Source organism: Saccharothrix sp. CB00851 (assembly GCF_001905065.1).
Taxonomy (GTDB): domain Bacteria; phylum Actinomycetota; class Actinomycetes; order Mycobacteriales; family Pseudonocardiaceae; genus Actinosynnema.
Genome location: NZ_LWLC01000064.1, coordinates 229297 through 250626, shown reverse-complemented (window position 1 = coordinate 250626; position 21330 = coordinate 229297). Strand labels below are relative to the sequence as shown.

The window sequence follows — 21330 nt, the reverse complement described above, 5'->3', positions numbered from 1 at the left end:
GCCACATGACGCCTCGGGCTGGACATTCGGCACCGCTGGACGCGCTCGACCGGCGCATCGTGGAGGAGTTGCGCGCGGACGGTCGGATGTCGATGCGGTCGCTGGCGGAGAAGCTGCACATCTCGCGGGCGAGCGCGTACTCACGCGTGGAGCGGCTGCACCGCGACGGCGTGATCACCGGGTACTCGGCGGTGGTCGACCCGGAGCGCTACGGCTTCGGCATCTCCGCCTACGTCTACCTCAAGATCAGCCAGCACTCGTGGAAGGCGGTGCGGCAGCGGGTGATGGAGATCCCGGAGGTGTGGCACGGCGCGCTGGTGTCCGGTGACTACGACCTGGTGCTGCTGGTGCGGGCGCCGGACGCGCACAGCCTGCGCGACCTGGTGCTGTCCCGGTTGCAGACGATGCCGGACGTGACGTCGAGCCACACCGTGCTGATCCTGGACGAGCTGCCCGCCGGCGGGCACGACCGCGACGGTCACCAGCCGAAAAGCTGGGTCCAGTAGGTGCCGTAGGAACCGCCGCGGGCCATGCCGACGCCCAACGCCTTGAGCTTGCAGTTGAGGATGTTGGCGCGGTGGCCCGGCGAGTCCATCCAGCCCTTGACCACGGCCTCGGCGGTGCGCTGGCCGGCGGCGATGTTCTCCGCGCCGGGCGCGGGGTAGCCCGCGGCCTTGACCCGGTCGACGAAGCTGCGGCCGTCCTTCGAGACGTGGTCGAAGTAGTTCTGAGCGGCCATGTCGGCGCTGTGGGCGCGGGCGGCGGCGGCCAGCCGGTCGTCGGCGGCCAGCGCGGGGCAGCCGTGCGCGGCGCGTTCGCCGTTGGTCAGCTCGACCACCTTCTCCTCGGCCAGTTCGACCTCGGTCTTGGTCGGCGTGGCGGGCGGCGCGGGCGGCACGGCCCGCACCCGGGTCTGCTTCGGCGGTTCGGTGGTGGTCGTCGTGGTGATCGCCGTCGTGGTGGTGGCCGGCGGTTCGGTCGTCGTGGCGCCGGAGGCGGTCGAGGAGGTGCCGGGCGCCGACGACGGGGGCGCGGTGGTCGGCTCGGCAGTGGTCGGCTCGGGCGTGGTGCGCAGCGTGGCGGTGGCGCTGGCCGCGATCAAGGCCATCCCGTCCGGGTGCTCACAACCGGCCAGGACCAGCCCGGCGAGGACGACGGCGACCGGCAGCACACTGCTCATGCGCGACACGCGAAAAACCTCGATCTGCATTCGGCGGCATTTCGGGCGCGGCGACCGCTGGTGCGCTTCTTCGCAGGGTAAGCGCACGCGGTCGCCGCACCGAAGGGAGAATCGGGTGGGCCGGGCAAGGGGGAGAGCGCTGGCCGACCCCGATTCCAGGATTACTTTATCCACCACCGCGGAACTGTCAACAACTATTTATTTAAGGAACATTTAAAGGTCGCATCAGGTGCGGAAAAGGGAGCCCGGGTCAGACTGGCTCTTCCGCGCGGCCCAGCCGGAGCTGGACCCGCGTGCCGCCCAACGGCCCTCGGTCGACCACGAGCGAGCCGCCGGTGGACTCCGCGGCCCGGCGGGCGATGTCCAGGCCGAGGCCGGTCGAGCCCGCGCCGCTGCTGCCCCGCCGCACCGCCGCCTCCAGGTCGTCGATGCCCGGCCCGGCGTCCTCGATCACGATGACCACGCGCTCGGGCTGGTGGAACAGCGCGACGACGAACCCGACGCCCTCGGGGGTGTGCCGGAAGACGTTGCCCAGCACGGCGTCCATCGCGGCGGCGAGGTCGCTGCGGGTGAGCGGCACGAGGGCGCGGCGCTCGGTGCCGCGCAGGTTCCACAGCCGCTGCTGGTCGTCGGCGAGGGCGGACCAGAACACCAGCCGGTCGTGCACGACCTGCGCGGCGTCGCACCGGCCGCCGTCGGGGTCGTCCAGCTCGCGGCGGGCGGCCCGGATGAGTTCGTTCACCTCGCGTTCGAGCGCGTGCACGGCCTGCCGGACGCGGTTGGCGTTGGGGTCCTGGCCGAGCGTTTCCGAATCGAGCCGCAACGCGGTGAGCGGGGTGCGCAGCCGGTGGGACAGGTCGGCCAGGATTTCGCGTTCGTTCGCGACCAGTTGGCCGATCCGATCGGCCATCCGGTTGAACGCGGTACCCGCGTCGAGCAATTCCGGCGGTCCGCTCGGCGTGACCCGGGTGGTGAGATCGCCCTGGCCCATTTTCCGGGCGCCGTCGGCGAGGGCGGCGGAGGCTTTCACGACCCGGGCGCCGAGGCGGTCCGCGACCAGCACGGAACCGAGCACCAGCACGACGGCGACACCGCTGAGCGCGAGCCAGGCCTTCTCGACGTTGCGGGACAGCTCGGCGCGCGGCACGAACGCCTCCACCACGGCGACCCGGCCCTCGGCCAGCAGCACGGGCTGCAGGTGCACGACACCGGCCGGGATCTCCTCGGTGGACGCGCGGCCCAGTTCCCGGGCCGTCCGCAGCTGCTCGTCGGTCGCCACCGGCACGCCGACCACCTCGCCGCTCGCCAGGTGCACCGCGACGCGGCCCGCGGTGCTGGTCAGGGCCTGGCTCACCGACGCCGGGTCGGAGGTGATCACCAGCACGGGGGTGAGCGCGCCGGCGAGGCGTTCGGCGTCGGCCAGCGCGCGGTCCTCGGCGAGCTGGCGCACCACCAGGGCGAGCGGGATGAGGAACGCCAGCGCGACCATCGAGGTGACGGCCAGCGAGACCAGCGCGAGCGACCTCCTCACTCGGCCGCCGTGAGCTTGAACCCGACACCGCGCACGGTGTGCAGGTAGCGGGGTTGGGCGGCGCGTTCGCCGAGCTTGCGGCGCAGCCAGGACAGGTGCACGTCCAGCGTCTGGTCGTCGTGCCTGCCGGGCAGGTTCCACAGGTTGGCCAGCAGCTCGGCGCGCGGCACCACCTTGCCCTCGCGGGCGGCGAGGTAGGCGAGCAGGTCGAACTCCTTGCGGGTGAGGTTGAGCTCGCGGCCGTCGAGGCGGGCCTCGCGCCGGTCGGGGTCGACGGTGAGGCGGCCGATCCGGAACGTGGCGGGCGCGGCGTCCTTGCGGGCCCGGCGCAGGACGGCGGACAGGCGTGCCGCGAGGTGTTCGCTGGAGAACGGCTTGACCAGGTAGTCGTCAGCGCCCGCGTTGAGCAGCCGGACGATCTCGGCCTCGTCGTCGCGGGCCGTGGCGACGATGACCGGCACGTCGCACACGCCGCGCATCATGCGCAGGGCGTCCGCGCCGTCCATGTCGGGCAGGCCGAGGTCGAGCACCACGAGGTCGAACGCGCCGGCGGTGATCTCCCGCAACGCCTCCAACGCCGTGCCGACGGGCAGCACCGCGTGCCCGAGCCCGGTCAGCGCCCGGCTCACCGCCGACCGCACCACCGGATCGTCCTCGACGAGCAGCACCGAGACCATGGCGCGCACCGTAACGCCATCGGGTGACGGGTGGGCCTACCGCTCCCCCGTCACCGCCTGGTCCCGCTCCGGCAGGAACAGGCCGTCCAGCAGCACGGGGATCGCGCGCCGCGGGTCGGGTGACCGGTCGACGGCGGCCTGCAGCATCGTCAGCACGACCAGCACGTCGTTGAGCACGACGTCGTGGCGGAGGTAGCCGGCCGCCTGGGAGCGGTCGAACGGGCCCCGCAACGCGTCCAGCAGCCGGCGCGCGTGACCGCGCTGGTCGGACTCGGGGAACCGGCGCAGCTCGTCCACCAGCGGGCGCATCGACACCTGGTAGGCCATCACCGCGTGGAGCAGCGCGCGGAACGCGGCCGGGTCGTCGGCGCTGGCCTCGGCGGCGTCCGCCAGCAGGCCCAAGTGCTTGCGCGCCAACGTGAGCAGCAGCGCGCGGCGGTCGGGGAAGTGCCGGTAGACCGTCGCCTGGCCCAGGCCCGTCAGGCGGGCGATCCGCGCCGGTGACGGCGTCGTGCCGCGGGCCACCAACTCCTCGGCGGCGCGGAGGATCGACGCCCGGTTCCTCAGGGCGTCGCTGCGGCGCGGAACGGTCATGGCGGCCACCCCGGCGAAGCAGTCCAGGTTACTCGCAGGTAATGAGAATAGCACCGGCTGTGATCCCTCGGAACGCCTTCGTAACGTCGGCGACCTGCCGCCTTCACGCAGGTGATCTACTTCGAGGAAGGACCGGACGTGCGCGGACGTCTTCTCCGGGTCGTGTGCGCGGTGCTGCCCGCCGCCCTGGCCGTCATGCTCACCTCGACCCCGGCGCGGGCCGCCGCCGCGGTCGACTACGTCGCCCTCGGCGACTCCTACTCCTCCGGCACGGGCGCGCCGCCGTACGTGAGCGGCTCGTGCTTCCGCAGTCCCCGCGGGTACGCCCAGCTTTGGGCGGACACGCACGAGGTGTCGTCGTTCAAGTACGCCGCCTGCGGTGGTGCCACCACGCAGAGCATGACCGACCAGTTCGCCTCGCTCGACGCGGGCACCGACCTGGTCTCGATCACCATCGGCGGCAACGACGTCGGGTTCGCCAACACCATGATCACCTGCGTCACCGGCAGCGACACCAGCTGCGTCAACGCGGTGAACTCGGGCATCACGGCCGCGCGCACCACGTTGCCGGGGCGGCTCGACGCCACCTACGCCACGATCCGCAACCGCGCGCCGAACGCGACGGTCGTCGTGCTGGGCTACCCGCACCTGGTCGAGCCGAACGGCACGTGCATGAGCGCGACCAAGCGTGCGGCGCTCAACCGGGGCGCCGACGAGCTGCACGCCGTGATCTCCGCCCGCGCCGCGGCCGCCGGCGTCCGCTACGTCGACGCCCGCGCCCACTTCGCGGGCCACGGCGCGTGCGGCCGTTCGCCGTGGCTTAACTCGTTCTCCCTGTTCCGCCTCGCGGAGTCGTTCCACCCCAACGCCACGGGCTACGCCCAGGGCTACCTCCCCCTGCTGAACTCCGCCACCACCTGACCCCCCGCGCGTCCTACGTTCGCGTCACGCGTGTCCTACGTTCAGAACACCCGAGTTGAACACTCAGAACACGGCTCGCCGTCCTGAGCGTTCAACTCGGGGTACGCGAACGTAGGACACGCGCGTTCCGAACGTAGGACACGCGCGGGTGGGTCAGCCGATGGTTCGGCCGCCGTCGGCGAAGAGGAGTTCGCCGTGGACGTAGCTCGCGCGCGGTGAGGCGAGGAAGACGATGGCCTCGGCGATCTCGCGCGCCGAAGCGGTGCGGCCGAGCGGCGACGTGCGGCCGACTTCGTCGACGACGTCGGGCGCGAGGGCCTGCGTCCCCTCGGTCACCGTGGCGCCCGGCGCGATCGCGTTGACCCGCACGCCGGTGCCGCGGAACTCCACGGCCCACGTCCGGGTCAGGGACTCCAGGGCCGCCTTGGTCGCCGCGTAGGCCGCACCGCCGCCGATGGCGAACGTCGTCGCCGACGTCGACACGTTGACCACGCTGCCCCGGCCGCGCGCCGCCATGCCCGGCAACAGGGCCGCGGTCAGGAAGAACGGCGCCCGCACGTTCACGTCGAACAGCCGCTGGAAGCCCTCCACGTATTCGATGTTCGGTGAAACGAACAACCTACCCCCGCCAGTTCGATGTTCGCAAAACCTCGAACGAATAGACTGGTGACCGTGCGCCACGCCGACCCCACCCCGGACGTCGATCAGCTGACCCTGACCGACGTCCTCGCGGCGCTCAGCGACCCCCTGCGCGTCGGCCTGGTCCGCCTGCTCGCCGACGGCCGGGAGCACAACTTCGGCGACTTCGCCGTCCCCGTCGCCAAGTCCACGCTCAGCCACCACCTCAAGGTGCTCAACAGCGCCGGCCTGACCTGGCGGCGCACCGAGGGCACCCGCTGCTACCTCCGCCTGCGCCGCGACGACGTCGACACCCGCTTCCCCGGCCTGCTCGACACGGTCCTCGCCGCCGCCGCACGGGACGACATCGGCAACCACGTCAGCACGCCGGGCAAGACCGAGTGCTGAACACCGGCGTCCACGGCGCCGGCAGGATGTCCGGGTGACCAGGGGCCTGCAGTACCTCGCCGCGTGGTCGGCGTCGACCGCGGTCGCGGTGGTGTTGTCCTGGCTCGGCATCCGGTTCGTGCTGGACGCGGGCGCACCCGAACGGCCGCTCGTCGTCGCCGGCCCCACCCAGTCGTCGGCGATCGCCAGAACCACCACCACGACCACCACCGCCGCACCCACCACCACGACCACCACGGCCGCAGTAGTCGCGACGATCGCCCCCACCACCACCAGGGTCCCACCAACCACCACCACGACCGCCCAACCCCTGCCGTCGGAGAACGGCACCTGGACCGAGCACAACGGCGAACCGGTCTACCTGCGCAGTTTCACCCTGCACGGCGGCGTCGCCGCGATCAGCTTCTCCGCCAGGAACATGGAACCCATCTCCGCCACCCCGCGCCAAGGCTTCTCCGCCACCGTGGAACAGCCCGCGGACGCCGTCGTGGTCGAGTTCACCAGCCCCGGCCACCGCTCCCGCCTCGAAGCCACCTGGGTCGGCGGCCCCCAGTGGCGAATCGTCGAAGCCGGCTGACCCACGAAGCCAACAACCCGCCGCCCGACCGCAAAACCCGCAACCTTCGCACCCACGACGGACCCGCCACCCGACCGCAAACGGCCCGATTTTACATGGGGTTCGGGTGCTTTAGGCTGGTCGAAGCCGGGCAGGCTTGGCGGGCGCTTTATCCGCCAGGCCTGCCCGGCTTTGGCCTGCCTGGAGTATCCGTAAGGGGCCCCATGTCAAATCGAGCCGGACCCAACCCCCGAGCCGCCGACCCCACCCCCGACCGACGGCCAAGCACCCCACTCGGCGCACCGCTCGATCCGCCGCCCGGCGGCACGGGGCGGCAACGTGGACGCGCCCAACCCGGCGACCGCACCCACACCGAGCAACACCGCGCGTCTGCTGACCACCGCTCCCCCTGATTCGTCACCCGGCAGTGGATCACACGGACCTCACGCCCCGGCGTCCGCCCGTTGTCCACCCCGTCACCCGATCGCGGCTGGAGCACCACCCGTTAGCCGGGTGGTGGTTCCATCACGGTCATGACGCACTCCGGCGAACCGCACCGCGACGACCTCTCCGGCAGGCTGAATCGGCTGCGCGCCGGTGTCCTGGGCGCCAACGACGGCATCGTGTCCACCGCCGGTCTCGTGGTCGGCGTCGCGGGCGCCACGACCGACCGCACCACGATCCTGGCGGCGGGCCTGGCCGGGCTCGTCGCGGGCTCGCTGTCGATGGCGGGCGGCGAGTACGTGTCGGTCAGCACCCAGCGGGACACCGAGAAGGCCGCGCTGAGGCTCGAAGAGCGCGAGCTGCGCGACATGCCCGAGGAAGAGGAACGCGAGCTCGCCGACATCTACCGGGACAAGGGCCTGTCCGAGGACCTGGCCGCACAGGTCGCGCGCGAGCTGACCGAGCGGGACGCCCTGCGCGCCCACGCCGAGGCCGAGCTGCAGATCGACCCGGACAACCTGACCAGCCCGTGGCAGGCCGCGTGGGCGTCGCTGGCGGCGTTCGCGGTGGGCGCGGTGATCCCGCTGGTCGCGATCGTGCTGCCGCCGACCGGCTGGCGGGTGTGGGCGTGCGCGGCGTCCGTGATCGTCGGCCTGGTGCTCACCGGCGTGGTCAGCGCCCGCCTCGGGTCGAGCCGGGTGGGCCGCGCGGTGCGCCGCAACGTGATCGTCGGGTCGGTCACGATGATCGTCACGTACTACGTCGGTCTCCTGTTCGGCGTAACGGTCGGCTGACCGTGATCACGCAGCGCGCACGCCCTCCGGGGCCGATCGAAGAAAGTCGCCACCCGAAGGTGTGAGATACGCAAAGTGCGGGTACCCGCAGCCGACTTGTCGCCGCCGAGCGCGACAGGCCCGGACTGGAGGTGCCCGCCGTGACCCACCCACCGACATCGCTGCTCCTCCTGCGCGGCGCGAAGGCCGAACGCCGCCTCTGGGCCCTGCTGGCGGCGCTGTTCGCGCTGGTCTCGGGCGTCAACGTGATCCTCGCCGTGAGCGAGGCGGCGTGGTGGCAGGGTGCCGTCGCGACGCTGTGCCTCGTCGTCGCGGTGGGCTGCGCGCGCGAGTCCAGGAGAGCACAGAGCTGACTTTACTCAGCACTGAAATCACGAAAGTGAGCGAAACTCTAGTCCGACCGGGTGTACCGCGTTGATCTCAACGGCGTCAAGTGAGGGTGTGATTCACCACGACGCCCTGTCGGACTAGAGCCATAACCGCGAATTCACACTATCGTCACAAGACCCCGGCAACCCCGGTGCACCGCCCAGCGCGTCCCAGCGGCCCCATCCGGCCGCCAAGCGCGCGCACAAGGAAGTGCAGTTCTCCCGCACAACGGAGTGCGGTCCCCACGCCGAAGATCTCTCGGGCGTGGATCCACAGCCAGTACCCCAGGCCGAAGCTGTCCGCGTAAAGCCGCGCGCGGGCGTTCGGCCGTCTCCGTATGCCCGGACGACGCCACGGGAGGGCCCGTTGTGACCCACCACCACCAGCCGCAAGGCGGCCTCTACGACCCGCAGTACGAGCACGACGCCTGTGGCGTCGCGTTCGTCGCCGACCTGGCCGGGCGTAGAAACCACGCGATCGTGAACCAGGCCCTGGTCGCGCTGCGCAACCTCGAACACCGGGGTGCCCGCGGCGCGGAGCCCGAAACCGGTGACGGTGCGGGCATCCTGATCCAGGTGCCGGACGCGTTCTACCGCGAGGTCGTCGGCTTCCCGCTGCCCGAGCCCGGCGGCTACGCGGTCGGCACCGCGTTCCTCCCCCGGGAGGGCCACGACGAGGTCAAGACCGAGATCGAGCGCATCGCCGCCGAAGAGGGCGCGACGGTCCTCGGGTGGCGCGAACTGCCGGTGGACGCCGACCACGTCGGCCCGACCGCGAAGACGACCATGCCCGCGTTCAGCCAGCTCTTCCTCAGCGGAGCGGAAGGCCTGGAACTGGAGCGGCTGGCGTTCGTGGTGCGCAAGCGCGTCGAGCACGCGACGGACGTGTACTTCCCGAGCCTGTCCGGGCGGACCATCGTCTACAAGGGCATGCTCACCGAGCCGCAGGTGGAGAAGTTCTTCCCCGACCTGACCGACGAGCGGGTCACCAGCTCGATCGGCCTGGTGCACTCCCGGTTCTCCACCAACACGTTCCCGTCGTGGCCGCTGGCCCACCCGTACCGGTACGTGGCGCACAACGGCGAGATCAACACGCTGCGCGGCAACCGGAACTGGATGGACGCGCGCGAGTCGGTGCTCGCCACCGACCTGATCCCCGGCGACCTGTCCCGGGTGTTCCCGGTCATCACGCGGGGCGCGAGCGACTCGGCGACGTTCGACGAGGTGCTGGAGCTGCTGCACCTGGGCGGGCGCAGTCTGCCGCACGCGGTGCTGATGATGATCCCCGAGGCGTGGGAGAACCACGCCGAGATGGACCCGCAGCGGCGCGCGTTCTACGAGTTCCACTCCACGCTCATGGAGCCGTGGGACGGCCCGGCGCTGGTGGCGTTCACCGACGGCACGCTGATCGGCGCGGTGCTGGACCGCAACGGCCTGCGCCCGGCCCGGTACTGGGTCACCGAGGACGGCCTGGTCGTGCTCGGCAGCGAGGCGGGCGTGCTGGAGTTCGACCCGGCCACGATCGTGCGCAAGGGCAGGCTTGAGCCGGGCCGGATGTTCCTGGTCGACACCGCCGAGGGGCGGATCATCGACGACGAGGAGATCAAGGGCCAGCTCGCGGCCGAGCACCCGTACCAGGAGTGGGTCGCCGAGGGCATCCTGCACCTGTCCGACCTCCCGGCGCGTGAGCGCGAGGTGCCGACGCACTCGTCCCTGGTGCGCCGTCAGCAGGCGTTCGGCTACACCGAGGAGGAGATGGCGCTGCTGCTGGGCCCGATGGCCCGCACCGGCGCCGAGCCGATCGGCTCGATGGGCAACGACGCCCCGTTCGCGCCGCTGTCGGACCGGCCGCGGCAGCTGTTCGACTACTTCAGCCAGCTGTTCGCCCAGGTGACCAACCCGCCGCTGGACGCGATCCGCGAAGAGCTGGTCACCTCGCTGCACGCCACGCTGGGCGCGGAGCCGAACCTGCTGTCCGCCGACGCCACGTCGTGCCGCCGGATCTCGCTGCCGTTCCCGGTGCTGGACAACGACGAGCTGGCCAAGCTCGTGCACGTGGACGACGACGGCACGCTGCCGGAGTTCCGCACGTTCACCGTGCGCGGCCTGTACGAGGTGGCCGGTGGCGGCGAGGCGCTGGTGCGGCGGCTGGACGAGATCCGCGCCGAGGTGTCCCAGGCGATCAAGGACGGCGCACGGCTCGTCGTGCTGTCGGACCGGGGCGTCGACCAGGCGCACGCGCCGATCCCGTCGCTGCTGCTGACCGGCGCGGTGCACCACCACCTGGTGCGCGAGAAGACCCGCACCCAGGTTGACCTGATCGTGGAGGCGGGTGACGCCCGCGAGGTGCACCACATCGCCCTGCTCATCGGCTACGGCGCGAAGGCGGTGAACCCCTACCTGGCGATGGCGTCGGTGGAGGAGCTGCCGGACGTCGAGCCGGGCGACGCCACCCGCAACCTGATCAAGGCGCTGGGCAAGGGCGTGCGCAAGACCATGTCCAAGATGGGCGTCTCGACCGTGGCGTCCTACACCGGCGCGCAGATCTTCGAGGCGATCGGCCTCGGCGACGAGGTCGTGGACACCTGCTTCACCGGCACCACCTCGCGGCTGGGCGGCGTCGGGTTCGACGTCATCGCCGAGGAAGTGGCGCGGCGGCACCGGATGGCGTTCCCGGCCGACGGCGTCCGGGCGCACCACCGCGAGCTGGAGGTCGGCGGCGACTACCAGTGGCGCCGCGAGGGCGAGGCGCACCTGTTCAACCCGCAGACGGTGTTCAAGCTCCAGCACTCCACCCGCACCGGGCGCTACGACATCTTCAAGGAGTACACGCGGGCGGTGGACGAGCAGTCCAAGCGGCTGCTGACGCTGCGCGGGCTGTTCGCGTTCAAGGAGGGCGTGCGCGAGCCCGTGCCGATCGACGAGGTCGAGCCGGTCTCGTCGATCGTGAAGCGGTTCGCCACCGGCGCCATGTCCTACGGCTCCATCTCGCAGGAGATGCACGAGGTCCTGGCGATCGCGATGAACCGGTTGGGCGCGCGCTCCAACACCGGTGAGGGCGGCGAGGACGCCGAGCGGTTCACCCCGGACGCCAACGGCGACTCCCGGCGCAGCGCCATCAAGCAGGTGGCGTCGGGCCGGTTCGGCGTGACGAGCGAGTACCTGGTCAACGCCGACGACATCCAGATCAAGATGGCGCAGGGCGCGAAGCCCGGCGAGGGCGGCCAGCTGCCGGGCGCGAAGGTGTACCCGTGGGTCGCCAAGACGCGGCACTCCACGCCCGGTGTCGGCCTGATCTCGCCGCCACCGCACCACGACATCTACTCGATCGAGGACCTGGCCCAGCTGATCCACGACCTGAAGAACGCCAACCCGGCGGCGCGCATCCACGTGAAGCTCGTCTCCGAGGTCGGCGTCGGCACGGTCGCGGCGGGCGTGTCCAAGGCGCACGCGGACGTCGTGCTGATCTCCGGCCACGACGGCGGCACCGGCGCCTCTCCCCTGTCGTCCATCAAGCACGCGGGCGGTCCGTGGGAGCTGGGCCTGGCCGAGACGCAGCAGACGCTGCTGGCCAACCGGTTGCGCGACCGGATCGTGGTGCAGGCCGACGGCCAGCTCAAGACCGGGCGGGACGTGGTGATCGCGGCGCTGCTCGGCGCGGAGGAGTTCGGCTTCGCCACCGCGCCCATGGTGGTGTCGGGCTGCATCATGATGCGGGTCTGCCACCTGGACACGTGCCCGGTCGGCGTGGCCACGCAGAACCCGGTGCTGCGGGCGAAGTTCGCGGGCAAGGCCGAGTACGTGGTGAACTTCTTCGAGTTCGTCGCGCAGGAGGTGCGGGAGCTGCTGGCGCAGCTCGGTTTCCGCACCCTGGCCGAGGCCGTCGGGCACGCGGACCTGCTGGACACGCGGGCCGCGGTGGACCACTGGAAGGCGGCCGGGCTCGACCTGTCGCCGATCTTCCACGTGCCCGCGCTGCCCGAGGGTGCGGCACGGCACCAGGTCGTGGCGCAGGACCACGGGCTGGACAAGGCGTTGGACAACACGCTGATCCAGCTCGCGGAAGGCGCGATCGCCTCCGGTGACCGGGTCCGGCTGGAACTGCCGGTGCGCAACGTCAACCGCACCGTCGGCACCATGCTCGGCTCCGAGGTGACCAAGCGGTGGGGCGGCGAGGGCCTCCCGGACGACACGATCGACATCACGTTCGCCGGCACGGCCGGGCAGTCGTTCGGCGCGTTCGTGCCGCGCGGCATCACGTTGCGGCTCGTCGGTGACGCGAACGACTACGTGGCCAAGGGCCTGTCGGGCGGGCGGGTCGTCGTCCGGCCGGTGCCCGATGCGCAGTTCACCGCCGAGCAGCACATCATCGCGGGCAACGTGATCGGCTACGGCGCGACCGGCGGCGAGATCTTCCTGCGCGGCAAGGTCGGCGAGCGGTTCTGCGTGCGCAACTCGGGCGCGCTGGCCGTGGTCGAGGGCGTGGGCGACCACGGCTGCGAGTACATGACCGGCGGCCGGGTGGTCGTGCTCGGCGCGACCGGGCGCAACTTCGCCGCGGGCATGTCCGGCGGCATCGCCTACGTGCTGGACGCGGCGGTGCAGCGGGTGAACCCGGAGATGGTGGACCTGGACCCGCTGGACGAGGCCGACCGCGAGTTCCTGCGCGGCGCGGTCGAGAAGCACTACCTGGAGACCGACTCGGCGGTGGCGCACGCGCTGCTGGCCGACTGGGACCTCGCGGTGGACCGGTTCACCAAGGTCATGCCGAAGGACTACAAGCGGGTGCTGGCGGCACAGGCCCGGGCCGAGCTGGAGGGCCGGGACGTCAACGAAGCGATCATGGAGGCGTCTCATGGCTGACCCTCGTGGGTTCCTCACCACCGAGCGTGAGACCCCGCGCAGCCGTCCCGTGTTCCTGCGCCTGCGCGACTGGCGCGAGGTCTACGAGGAGTTCGAGCGACCCAAGCTGGAGAAGCAGGCCGGTCGGTGCATGGACTGCGGCATCCCGTTCTGCCACCAGGGCTGTCCGCTCGGGAACCTGATCCCCGACTGGAACAACCTGGTGTGGAAGGACGACTGGCGACTCGCGTCGGAACGGCTGCACGCCACGAACAACTTCCCGGAGTTCACCGGGACGTTGTGCCCGGCGCCGTGCGAAGCCGCGTGCGTGGTGGGGATCAACGGCGATCCCGTCACCATCAAGCGGGTCGAGATCTCCATCATCGACCGGGCGTGGGACGAGGGCTGGGTGACGCCCCAGCTGCCCGTGACGCGCACCGGCCGCAAGGTGGCCGTGGTCGGTTCCGGGCCCGCGGGCCTGGCCGCCGCGCAACAGCTGACCCGCGCCGGGCACGACGTGACGGTGCTGGAACGGGCCGACGCCATCGGCGGGCTGCTGCGCTACGGCATCCCCGAGTTCAAGATGGAGAAGTGGCGGCTGGACCGCCGGCTGGACCAGATGCGCGCCGAGGGCACGCGGTTCGAGACGAACGTGGACGTCGGCGTGGACGTCACGGGCGCCGAGCTGCGGGAGTCCTACGACGCGGTGGTGCTGGCCGGTGGCGCGACCGCGTGGCGGGACCTGCCCGTGCCGGGCCGTGAGCTGTCCGGGGTGCACCAGGCGATGGAGTACCTGCCGTGGGCGAACAAGGTGGCGCGCGGTGAGCTGGACGTGCCGCCGATCACCGCCGAGGGCAAGCACGTCGTCGTCATCGGCGGCGGCGACACCGGCGCGGACTGCGTGGGCACGGCCCACCGGCAGGGCGCGTTGTCGGTGACGCAGCTGGAGATCATGCCCCGGCCGCCGGAGAAGCGCGCCGAGGCCCACCCGTGGCCGACCTACCCGATGCTGTACCGGGTCACGTCGGCGCACGAGGAGGGCGGCGAGCGACTGTACTCGGTGTCCACGGTGGAGTTCCTGGGCGACGACGCCGGTGCCGTTCGGGCGTTGAAGCTGGTCGAGGTCGAGGCGTCCGGTGGCCGGTTCGAGCCGGTGCCGGGCAGCGAGCGGGAGATCCCGGCGCAGCTGGTGACGTTGGCCATGGGCTTCGTCGGCCCGGAGAAGGACGGCCTGCTCACCGAGCTGGGCGTGGACCTCGACCCGCGCGGCAACGTGGCCCGCGACGAGCGGTTCGCCACCTCGGTCGACGGCGTGTTCGTGGCCGGTGACATGGGCCGCGGCCAGTCGCTGATCGTGTGGGCCATCGCCGAGGGCCGCTCGGCGGCCGCCGGGGTGGACGCCTACCTGACGGGCCGCGCCGTGCTGCCCCGGCCGATCGAGCCCACCGACCGGCCGCTCGTGTGACTCGTCCCCGGCCGCACAGCGTGGTGCGGCCGGGGACGCCCTTCCCGGGTGGCCGGACAGCGTGGTCCGGCCACCCGGGTCGGTCAATCCGGTGCGTGCGCCAACCGGTCGAGCGCTTCGCGCACGCGCTCAGGCGGGCCGGTCTCGGTGGGCGGGGATCCACCGCTCACCGAGCCGGTCCGTTCACGGGCAGGTCTTCCAGGCGAAGTGGTACGTCGTCTCGACGGAGCCGTCCGTGGAGTCCATGGACATGAAGCTGGTCGTCTTGGTGGTGTCCGAACTGCCGGCACTCACCCGCAGCTCCGTGTTGATGTTGAACAGCCGTTGCTCACCGCACGGGTGGTACACGATCGCGGCGAGCTCGGTGGTGTCGGTGGCCTGCCAGTCGTCGCTGAACGGTCCCGCGTAGCTGTGGCTGCGGTACGCCGTCGGCGACATGCCCTGGAAGTAGTAGTTGGCCCGTTCCAGACCGCTCGCGCCTTGCTCGAGGTGGGCGAAACCGCGGTAGTCGGTTTGCGCGATGCCGTAGGTGAACCCCTGTGGGATGTTCAGCCTCAGGTTGAGCTGGCAGTTCTTCCGGAAATCGGTGGGCAGTGCGCCGACGCCCACCTGCGCCATGAACTGGCTGTAGGTGACGGTGAACGCCTTGTTGTCCGGTGAGACCGCCACGGCCGCGGTACCGGCCGGGCATCCGGAGCCGTTGACGGTCACCACGTCGATGGTCATGTGATCCGGTGGCGGGGTGGTGTTCGGCGCCCCGCCGGGAGGAATGATCACCGCCGCCGCCATGGTGACGGCCGCCACGAAATTGAACATGCAGCACCTTCCGACTCGTCATTGAGCACGATCGGCGGCGAATTGACGCAAGTCGCGAATTTCCCGACCCCTAGGCGGGCCCGGCTAGCACCTCTTCCACGAGAAGTGGTAGGTGGTGCTCACGTTGCTGTCGGTCGAGTCCATCACCATGAAACTGGTGCCGGTGGACGTGCCCGCGGTGACCCGGAGTTCGGTGTTGATGTTGAACATCCGCTGTTCGCCGCACGGCGCGTAGACGATGGCGTCCCATTCCGTGGTGTCGGTGGCCTGCCAGTTGTCACTGAAGGGGCCGGTGTAGGAATGGCTCTTGCGGGCGGTCGGCGAGGTGCCCTGGACGTAGTAGCTGCCCTGCTCCAGGCCCACGGCGCCGCGCTGGAGGTGCGCGAACCCGCGGTAGTCGGCCTGGGCGATGCCGTAGGTGAAGCCCTGCGGGTAGGACAGCTCCAGGGCGAGCTGGCAGTTCTTCCGGAAGTCCGTCGGGTCCGCACCGGCACCGGCCTGGGCGAGGAACTGGCTGTAGGTCACGGTGAACGCGGTGCGGTCGGGCGACGCGGCGACCGCCGCGGTACCGGCCGGGCAGCCGGACCCGTTCACGGTCTTCACCTGGACCGTGACGTAATCGGGCGCGGTGTCGACCGTCGTTTCACCGGAGGGCAGGAGCGCGGACATGGTCAATGCAGCCGCGGCCACTAAGGTCAGCATGAATGGCCTTTCTCGTGCGGTTAACGTGCGGTGTGACGGCGGTTACAGGACCGTAGCGCAATGCCGCCGACCGTCCGTTCCTCCATTAGAGTGGAACCGCTCCCAGAGAGTGGGACAAATGTTTCCCTCGAGAAAAGGCGCACTACTTTTCCAGTCGACCGGGCATAGTCTGCGCACCAGGTTCACCGGCTACCGCGGAAAGACGTGGACAATCCACACGATTTCGTTGAAATCGCGACCAGATTGCGAAATACCGCGTCTCGACCGGCTACTTCGGGCGGGCCGCCACCACCCGCCGGATCAATTGCACCATCTGCGCGCGCTCGTCCGAGTCCAGCACCTCGAACCAGCGCGCCTCCCGCCCGTTCTGGCGCGGGAAGACGCGGGCGACCGACGCCCGGCCTTCCTCGGTGAGCGCCACGAACACCACGCGCCGGTCCTGGCCGTCCCTGGTCCGCTCCACCAGCCCGGCCCGTTCCAGCGTGTTGATCAGGTTCGACATCGCCGACCTGGTCGTGCCGGACAGCTCGGCCAGCCGCGCGGGCTGGGTCGGCCCCAGGATCCACAGCTTGAACATCAACCGGAACCCGGGCATCGTCCAGCCCTGCTCGCGGTGCACCAGCGCCTCGTAGTCGGTGATCATCATGTACGCCAGGTGCAGCACGTTGTACGACAGGCCGAACGCGTCCGCGTCCCCGCCGAACTCGGCGATCCGGTGCCGGGCGAACCGCTCGTACTCCTGCTCCGTCGCCACGTCGCCGGCGACGGGAACCTCCTGCTCTGCCACGCGCTGATCCTCGCAGGGCAACCCGGCCGACGGGACCTGAATGCGGCACACTGACCGACGTGATCGGGACGAGGCGGTTCGCCATCACGGCCGCGGTCGTGCTGGCGCTCGCCACCGCCGCCTCCGTGGCGGCGAGTTTCGACATCGTCAAGGGCGATGCCGCGGTGGCCCTCGACGACCTCGCCCAGCTCGCCACGGGCCTGTTCGCCACCGGTTGCTGCTGGTGGACGGCGCGCCGGGCGACCGGACCGGACCGCCGGTGGCGGCTCGCGACCGGGTTCGGCATGGCGGGCTGGTCCACCGGTCAAGTGCTGTGGACGTGGTACCAGCTGGTCGAGCGGCGGGCCGTGCCGTCACCGTCCCCGGCGGACGCCGGCTACCTGAGCATCGTGCCGTTCGCGTTCGTCGCGCTGCTGGTCATCGGCAACTTCCGGCGGTCCGACACACCCGACGCGCTGCTGGACCGGCGTTCGGTCAGCGCCAGGCTGGTGCTGCTGCTGGACGGCCTGATCGTGGTCGGGTCGCTGTTCGCGCTCACCTGGACCACGTCGCTGGGCGGGCTGGTCGCGTCGGGCAACCCGAGTTCGGCGGCGTTCCTGGTGGCCATCGCCTACCCGGTGACGGACCTGGTGCTGCTGGTGATCGTGGTGGTGCTGAGCGCGGACCGCAAGGTCGTGCTGCGACCGCAGCTGCGGCTGCTCGGGCTCGGCCTGGTGGGACTGGCGGTGTCCGACCTCGCGTTCGCCTACCTGGTCAGCGTCCAAGCGCCCGAGGTGCCGCCGCTGGCCAACGCCGGGTTCGTGATCGGGCCGGCGTTGATCGGGTTGGCCGCACTGGCACCGCTGCCGTCGCCGTCGACCGGCCCGAGCCGCAACCGGCGGCCGTGGCAGTGGGCCTACCTGCTCATGCCCTACGTGCCGTTACTGATCAGCAGCGTGCTGGTGCTGCGGCGCACGATCATCGGCGAGATCGGTCCGCTGGACGGGGTGGAGATCGGGTGCGGCTTCACCGTGTTCGTGGCGGTGATCCTGCGGCAGCTGGTGACCCTTGTGGACAACACGAAGCTCGTGCTGCTGCTGCGTGAGTCGGAACGCACTCTGACGCACCAGGCCCACCACGACCCGTTGACCGGCTTGGCCAACCGGGCGTTGTTCGAGCGCAGGTTGGACGAGGCGATGGACTGCCACCAGCGCGACGGCACGCCGTTCGGGTTGTTGTTCGTGGACTTGGACGACTTCAAGGCGGTCAACGACGTGTCCGGTCACGCGCACGGTGACGCGCTCCTCGAACAGGTGGCGCAGCGACTGCTGCGATGCGTCCGCGACACCGACGTGGTGGCCCGGCTCGGCGGTGACGAGTTCGGGGTTCTGGTGGAGGGGTTGGAGGAGCCGGAGAAGGTGGCGTTCCGCATCCTCGACGTGCTCGGTGAGGAGATCAGCGCCTCGGTCGGCGTCGTGATCTGCGCCGACCAAGACCCGGAAACCACCGCCGCGACCGTGCTCAGCCGGGCCGACAAGGCCATGTACGAAGCCAAACGCGACGGCGGACGGGGGCTGGTCATTCACTCGCAGGGGTGAAATTGCGAGGGGTGTGGCGGGGCCGGACGCCGGTGCCGGGCCGACGGCGGGACGGCGGTGCGGGCTGGGGCAGCGCAACGACCGGGCACCCAGTGATGTGGCACGGCAAGGCCAAGGCGATGCGGGCCACGGCCGTGCGATGCGGACCGGGGCCGTGCAGTGCGGGCCGAGGTCGTGCGGTGCGGACCGGAGCCGTGCAGTGCGGACCGGGCCGTGCAGTGCGGACCGGGGCCGTGCGGTGCGGGCCGGGGCAGGTCAGAGCGGGCGGTTGCAGTTGGCGCGGGCGGTTGCAATAAGGCGCGGGCGGTTGCAGTTCATCCCGGGCGCTTGCGATGCGCGCCTGCAGATCCGGGCGGGTGGCGGCAACACGAACCGCACGGTTGCAATATGGGGCGGGCGGTTGCGTTGGGCGGGACGGGGCGGGGCGGGGGCGAGGTGGGGCGGGCGGTCAGGTGGAGGCGGCGGTTGGGCTGGCAGTGTTGACCGTCCACGTGTTGTCGGGGTTGAGCACGGCGGTCAGGGTGAAGCCGCCGTCGTACTGCAGCTGCACGGCGTCGCTGATCTCCTCCCCGTCGAGCACCTCGCCGGCGGCATAGGCGCCCGCGGTCAGCCAGTAGTTCGGCTTGGGTGTGAAGACCAGGGTCTCGTCAGGCACCGCGGCCGCCGCGAAGACGCCCGCGTGGGACAAGCCGATCCCGACCGCGGCGGCATCGGCGGGCACCGACGGCGACACGCCGAGGTAGAGGCTGCCCAGCTCCGGGTCACCGGTGACCTTGCCCGCCACGAACCGGTAGGCGCCGTCGACGTAGTCGAACAGGACCTGGTCCCCGCTCAGGTCGCCCGGGTCCGCGGCCCAGGTCTCCAGCGCCTCGAACCGCACGCCCGGCAGCAGCGAACCCGTGGCCGACCAGACGAAGCAGTAGTCGAGGTCCCACTCGAACGTGACCGTCGTGTTCGGCCGCGCGGGCGCGGTCAGCCAGGCGAGGGACAGGGCGCCGGGCACGCCGAGGTCCACCGTCTGCTGGTACACGCAGAAGTCCTGGAACAGCGTGGAGTCGTTGCACACGTTCAGGGTGTACCGAGTGGACATGACGGACCCCTCCTCGGTTGGCTCGCCGGTCGGTCCGTTCGACCCAGTACACGCGGCCGCGCAGCGGGGCGTCAAGCGAACGACTTTCACTCGATCCGTCGAATGTCGCAGCACGTTTCGCCGAGGCGACCGGCGGGGTCAGCGCGGCAGGCCGGCCCACACCTCGGCCGCGACGACCCGCACCGCATCGACGTCGTCGGACGAATTGTCGTTCACGCTGACGTTGAGCACCACGAGATCGGCGGACTCGACCGGCGCGATCGTCGCCTCGCCGAACGCCGCCACGTCCGCCGGCTCGACCTGCCAGCACGGGTCGACCGAACCCGGGTCCCGGAGCAACCGCTCGGCGGTGGGCGCGGGGGAACGTCGGGTTCGGCACCGGCACGGCGTTGTCGGCCATCGCGGTGCTGCACGCGACGAGCAGTGCCGACAACAGGACGACGCCGAGCGCTCTCGCCATGACCGCAGCGGAGGCGAGGATCATCGGGCCACGACAGCGTTTCCGCATCGGCGCCGTCGCCCGGGATCACCGACCGGTGATGCCGGCGACACCGAACCGAGGTCGGCTCACCTGTTTGCCGTCGGTCGCATCCGGGCATTAGGAAGTGTCCTGTTCACGCGACCGGAGGTATGACGGTGTCACCCTCGGTAGGCGACCCCTCGGTGAGCGACAACGTGCTCGCCGGCCGCTACCAACTCCTCGAACCGATCGGGATCGGCGGCATGGCCGAGGTGCACCGCGGGTGGGACACCGTGCTGCGGCGGCACGTCGCGATCAAGCTGTTCCAGCCCGGCTTCGACCCGGCGGGCGCCCGGCGGTTCGACAACGAGGTCCACGTCCTGGCCGGCCTCTCCCACCCCGCGCTCGTGTCCGTCTACGACGCCGACACCACCGGACCCACGCCGTTCGTCGTGCTGCGGTTGATCGAGGGCCGCACCCTGCACGACCGCCTGCTCCTCGGACCGCTGCCGCTGGATGAGGCGCGGCGCCTCGGCGCACGGCTGGCCGCCGCGTTGGCGCACGTGCACGCCCACGACCTCGTGCACCGCGACGTGAAACCGGCGAACATCCTGCTGGACCACGAGGACGACGCCTACCTGGCCGATTTCGGGCTGGCCCACCTGACCGGCGCGACGCGGCTGACCCGCACCAACGAGCTGGTCGGCACCGCCGCCTACCTGGCACCGGAACAGGTGCTCGGCCAGGAGATCGGCCACCCGACCGACGTCTACGCCCTGGGCCTGGTCCTGCTGGAGTGCCTGACCGGGCGGCGCGAGTACAGCGGCAGCGAGGTGGAGGCGGCGGTCGCCCGCTTGCACCGCCCGCCCGCCGTCCCCGACGACCTGCCCGCCGACGTCCGACAACTGTTGGCACGCATGACGTCCTCCGCCCCCGAGGACCGCCCCACCGCACACGACTGCGCCCAGGTCCTGCTGGGCGCGGCGCCCCCGCCACCCGCCCCGGTCACCGAGGCGGACACCGAGGAGCTGCCGCGTGCCGCGTCACGCCCGTCGTGGCGAGCGCTCGTCGCATCGGCGGGCGCGCTGGTCGGCGCGTTCGCGATCACGATGGCCGCGACCTCCGGCGAGCCACCGGCCACCTCCGCGCCACTCGAAACCTCGACCGAACAGGCAGCCCCAGCCCCCGCAACGGTGTCGTCGGACGCACCTGCCGAGCCCCGCTTCATCCGCACGCCGCAAGCCACCGGCACGACCACCACGCCGAACACACCGCAGCCCACCACGTCGGAGGCGGCCCCGGAGCCGACCGCGACCGAACCTCCCGCCGCGGAACCGGAGCCGGTGACCACCGAGCCCGTCGTCACCACGACCCAGCAGCCGACCTCGATCCCGCCCACCCCGACGTCGGACGTCCCGGAACCCACGGAAGAACCCGAACCGTCGGCCCAGCCGACCGAGGACACGACCGGAGACTGGTGATAACTGTCCGTTATCGCTA

At 71.1% G+C, this 21330-nt stretch carries 20 protein-coding genes; 10 read left to right on the top strand and 10 right to left on the bottom strand.

Annotation, left to right across the window (positions count from 1 at the left end):
- Positions 1-5: 5 nt before the first annotated feature.
- Positions 6-506: an Lrp/AsnC family transcriptional regulator gene (locus A6A25_RS39615; RefSeq protein WP_073899416.1), complete on the top strand. Its 501-nt coding sequence runs from the start codon at positions 6-8 to the stop codon at positions 504-506.
- Here A6A25_RS39615 and A6A25_RS39610 read toward each other — a convergent pair.
- The 4 genes from A6A25_RS39610 to A6A25_RS39595 all read right to left on the bottom strand — a co-directional run bounded on the left by A6A25_RS39610 (position 479) and on the right by A6A25_RS39595 (position 3982).
- The gene (locus A6A25_RS39610; RefSeq protein ID WP_241829167.1) at positions 479-1180 is read right to left on the bottom strand and encodes a CAP domain-containing protein; all 702 of its coding nucleotides are present in this window, start codon (positions 1178-1180) and stop codon (positions 479-481) included. The two genes, A6A25_RS39615 and A6A25_RS39610, sit on opposite strands and share 28 nt — an antisense overlap.
- A gap of 250 nt (positions 1181-1430) precedes the next feature.
- Positions 1431-2711: a HAMP domain-containing sensor histidine kinase gene (locus tag A6A25_RS39605; protein WP_073899301.1), complete on the bottom strand. Its 1281-nt coding sequence runs from the start codon at positions 2709-2711 to the stop codon at positions 1431-1433.
- Entirely contained in the window at positions 2708-3388 is a 681-nt protein-coding gene (locus A6A25_RS39600; protein WP_073899299.1) for a response regulator transcription factor, read from the bottom strand. Before A6A25_RS39600 ends, A6A25_RS39605 begins: the two co-directional genes overlap by 4 nt.
- A gap of 36 nt (positions 3389-3424) precedes the next feature.
- The gene (locus A6A25_RS39595; RefSeq protein WP_073899414.1) at positions 3425-3982 is read right to left on the bottom strand and encodes a TetR/AcrR family transcriptional regulator; all 558 of its coding nucleotides are present in this window, start codon (positions 3980-3982) and stop codon (positions 3425-3427) included.
- Between the two features lie 138 nt (positions 3983-4120).
- Here A6A25_RS39595 and A6A25_RS39590 point away from each other — a divergent pair, with 138 nt between their 5' ends.
- Positions 4121-4903 carry an SGNH/GDSL hydrolase family protein gene (locus tag A6A25_RS39590; RefSeq protein WP_073899412.1) on the top strand — a complete coding sequence of 261 codons (783 nt, stop codon included), beginning with the start codon at positions 4121-4123 and terminating at the stop codon, positions 4901-4903.
- A 153-nt stretch (positions 4904-5056) separates the two neighbouring features.
- Here A6A25_RS39590 and A6A25_RS39585 read toward each other — a convergent pair whose 3' ends face one another.
- Positions 5057-5494: an SDR family NAD(P)-dependent oxidoreductase gene (locus A6A25_RS39585; RefSeq protein ID WP_198933030.1), complete on the bottom strand. Its 438-nt coding sequence runs from the start codon at positions 5492-5494 to the stop codon at positions 5057-5059.
- An 81-nt stretch (positions 5495-5575) separates the two neighbouring features.
- On the opposite strand from A6A25_RS39585, the gene A6A25_RS39580 reads away from it, so the two are divergent.
- From A6A25_RS39580 to A6A25_RS39555, 6 genes are all read left to right on the top strand, one after another.
- Positions 5576-5929, top strand: coding sequence for an ArsR/SmtB family transcription factor (locus A6A25_RS39580; protein ID WP_241829166.1), 354 nt, complete (start codon positions 5576-5578; stop codon positions 5927-5929).
- Positions 5930-5963: 34 nt separating this feature from the next.
- Positions 5964-6506, top strand: coding sequence for a hypothetical protein (locus tag A6A25_RS39575; protein ID WP_073899293.1), 543 nt, complete (start codon positions 5964-5966; stop codon positions 6504-6506).
- Positions 6507-7018: 512 nt separating this feature from the next.
- Positions 7019-7723 (top strand): VIT1/CCC1 transporter family protein, encoded by a 705-nt coding sequence (locus A6A25_RS39570; protein WP_073899291.1) that lies wholly within the window; start codon positions 7019-7021, stop codon positions 7721-7723.
- 140 nt (positions 7724-7863) lie between these two features.
- Complete coding sequence (locus A6A25_RS39565) at positions 7864-8076, top strand: hypothetical protein (protein ID WP_073899289.1); 213 nt, start codon at positions 7864-7866, stop codon at positions 8074-8076.
- A 384-nt stretch (positions 8077-8460) separates the two neighbouring features.
- A complete protein-coding gene (gltB, locus tag A6A25_RS39560; protein ID WP_073899287.1) occupies positions 8461-12954 on the top strand; it encodes a glutamate synthase large subunit in 4494 nt (1497 codons plus the stop codon).
- Positions 12947-14398: a glutamate synthase subunit beta gene (locus tag A6A25_RS39555; protein WP_073899285.1), complete on the top strand. Its 1452-nt coding sequence runs from the start codon at positions 12947-12949 to the stop codon at positions 14396-14398. The genes gltB and A6A25_RS39555 overlap by 8 nt, the downstream gene beginning before the upstream one ends.
- 183 nt (positions 14399-14581) lie before the next feature.
- Here A6A25_RS39555 and A6A25_RS39550 read toward each other — a convergent pair whose 3' ends face one another.
- From A6A25_RS39550 to A6A25_RS39540, 3 genes are all read right to left on the bottom strand, one after another.
- On the bottom strand, positions 14582-15187 hold the full coding sequence (locus A6A25_RS39550) for a DUF4360 domain-containing protein (RefSeq protein ID WP_380733505.1): 606 nt from the start codon (positions 15185-15187) through the stop codon (positions 14582-14584).
- A 111-nt stretch (positions 15188-15298) separates the two neighbouring features.
- Positions 15299-15916 carry a DUF4360 domain-containing protein gene (locus A6A25_RS39545; protein ID WP_073899281.1) on the bottom strand — a complete coding sequence of 206 codons (618 nt, stop codon included), beginning with the start codon at positions 15914-15916 and terminating at the stop codon, positions 15299-15301.
- A 268-nt stretch (positions 15917-16184) separates the two neighbouring features.
- Positions 16185-16703: a MarR family winged helix-turn-helix transcriptional regulator gene (locus tag A6A25_RS39540; RefSeq protein WP_073899279.1), complete on the bottom strand. Its 519-nt coding sequence runs from the start codon at positions 16701-16703 to the stop codon at positions 16185-16187.
- A 59-nt stretch (positions 16704-16762) separates the two neighbouring features.
- On the opposite strand from A6A25_RS39540, the gene A6A25_RS39535 reads away from it, so the two are divergent.
- The gene (locus A6A25_RS39535) at positions 16763-18280 is read left to right on the top strand and encodes a GGDEF domain-containing protein (protein WP_073899277.1); all 1518 of its coding nucleotides are present in this window, start codon (positions 16763-16765) and stop codon (positions 18278-18280) included.
- A gap of 448 nt (positions 18281-18728) precedes the next feature.
- Here the strand turns inward: A6A25_RS39535 and A6A25_RS39530 are convergent, their stop codons facing one another.
- Both A6A25_RS39530 and A6A25_RS39525 read right to left on the bottom strand, forming a co-directional pair.
- On the bottom strand, positions 18729-19370 hold the full coding sequence (locus A6A25_RS39530) for a hypothetical protein (RefSeq protein ID WP_073899275.1): 642 nt from the start codon (positions 19368-19370) through the stop codon (positions 18729-18731).
- Positions 19371-19508: 138 nt separating this feature from the next.
- Positions 19509-19709, bottom strand: a complete 201-nt coding sequence (locus tag A6A25_RS39525; RefSeq protein WP_073899273.1) for a hypothetical protein — start codon at positions 19707-19709, stop codon at positions 19509-19511.
- Between the two features lie 324 nt (positions 19710-20033).
- Between A6A25_RS39525 and A6A25_RS39520 the strand changes: the two genes are divergently transcribed.
- Positions 20034-21311: a serine/threonine-protein kinase gene (locus A6A25_RS39520; RefSeq protein WP_073899271.1), complete on the top strand. Its 1278-nt coding sequence runs from the start codon at positions 20034-20036 to the stop codon at positions 21309-21311.
- The last annotated feature ends 19 nt before the right edge of the window (positions 21312-21330 follow it).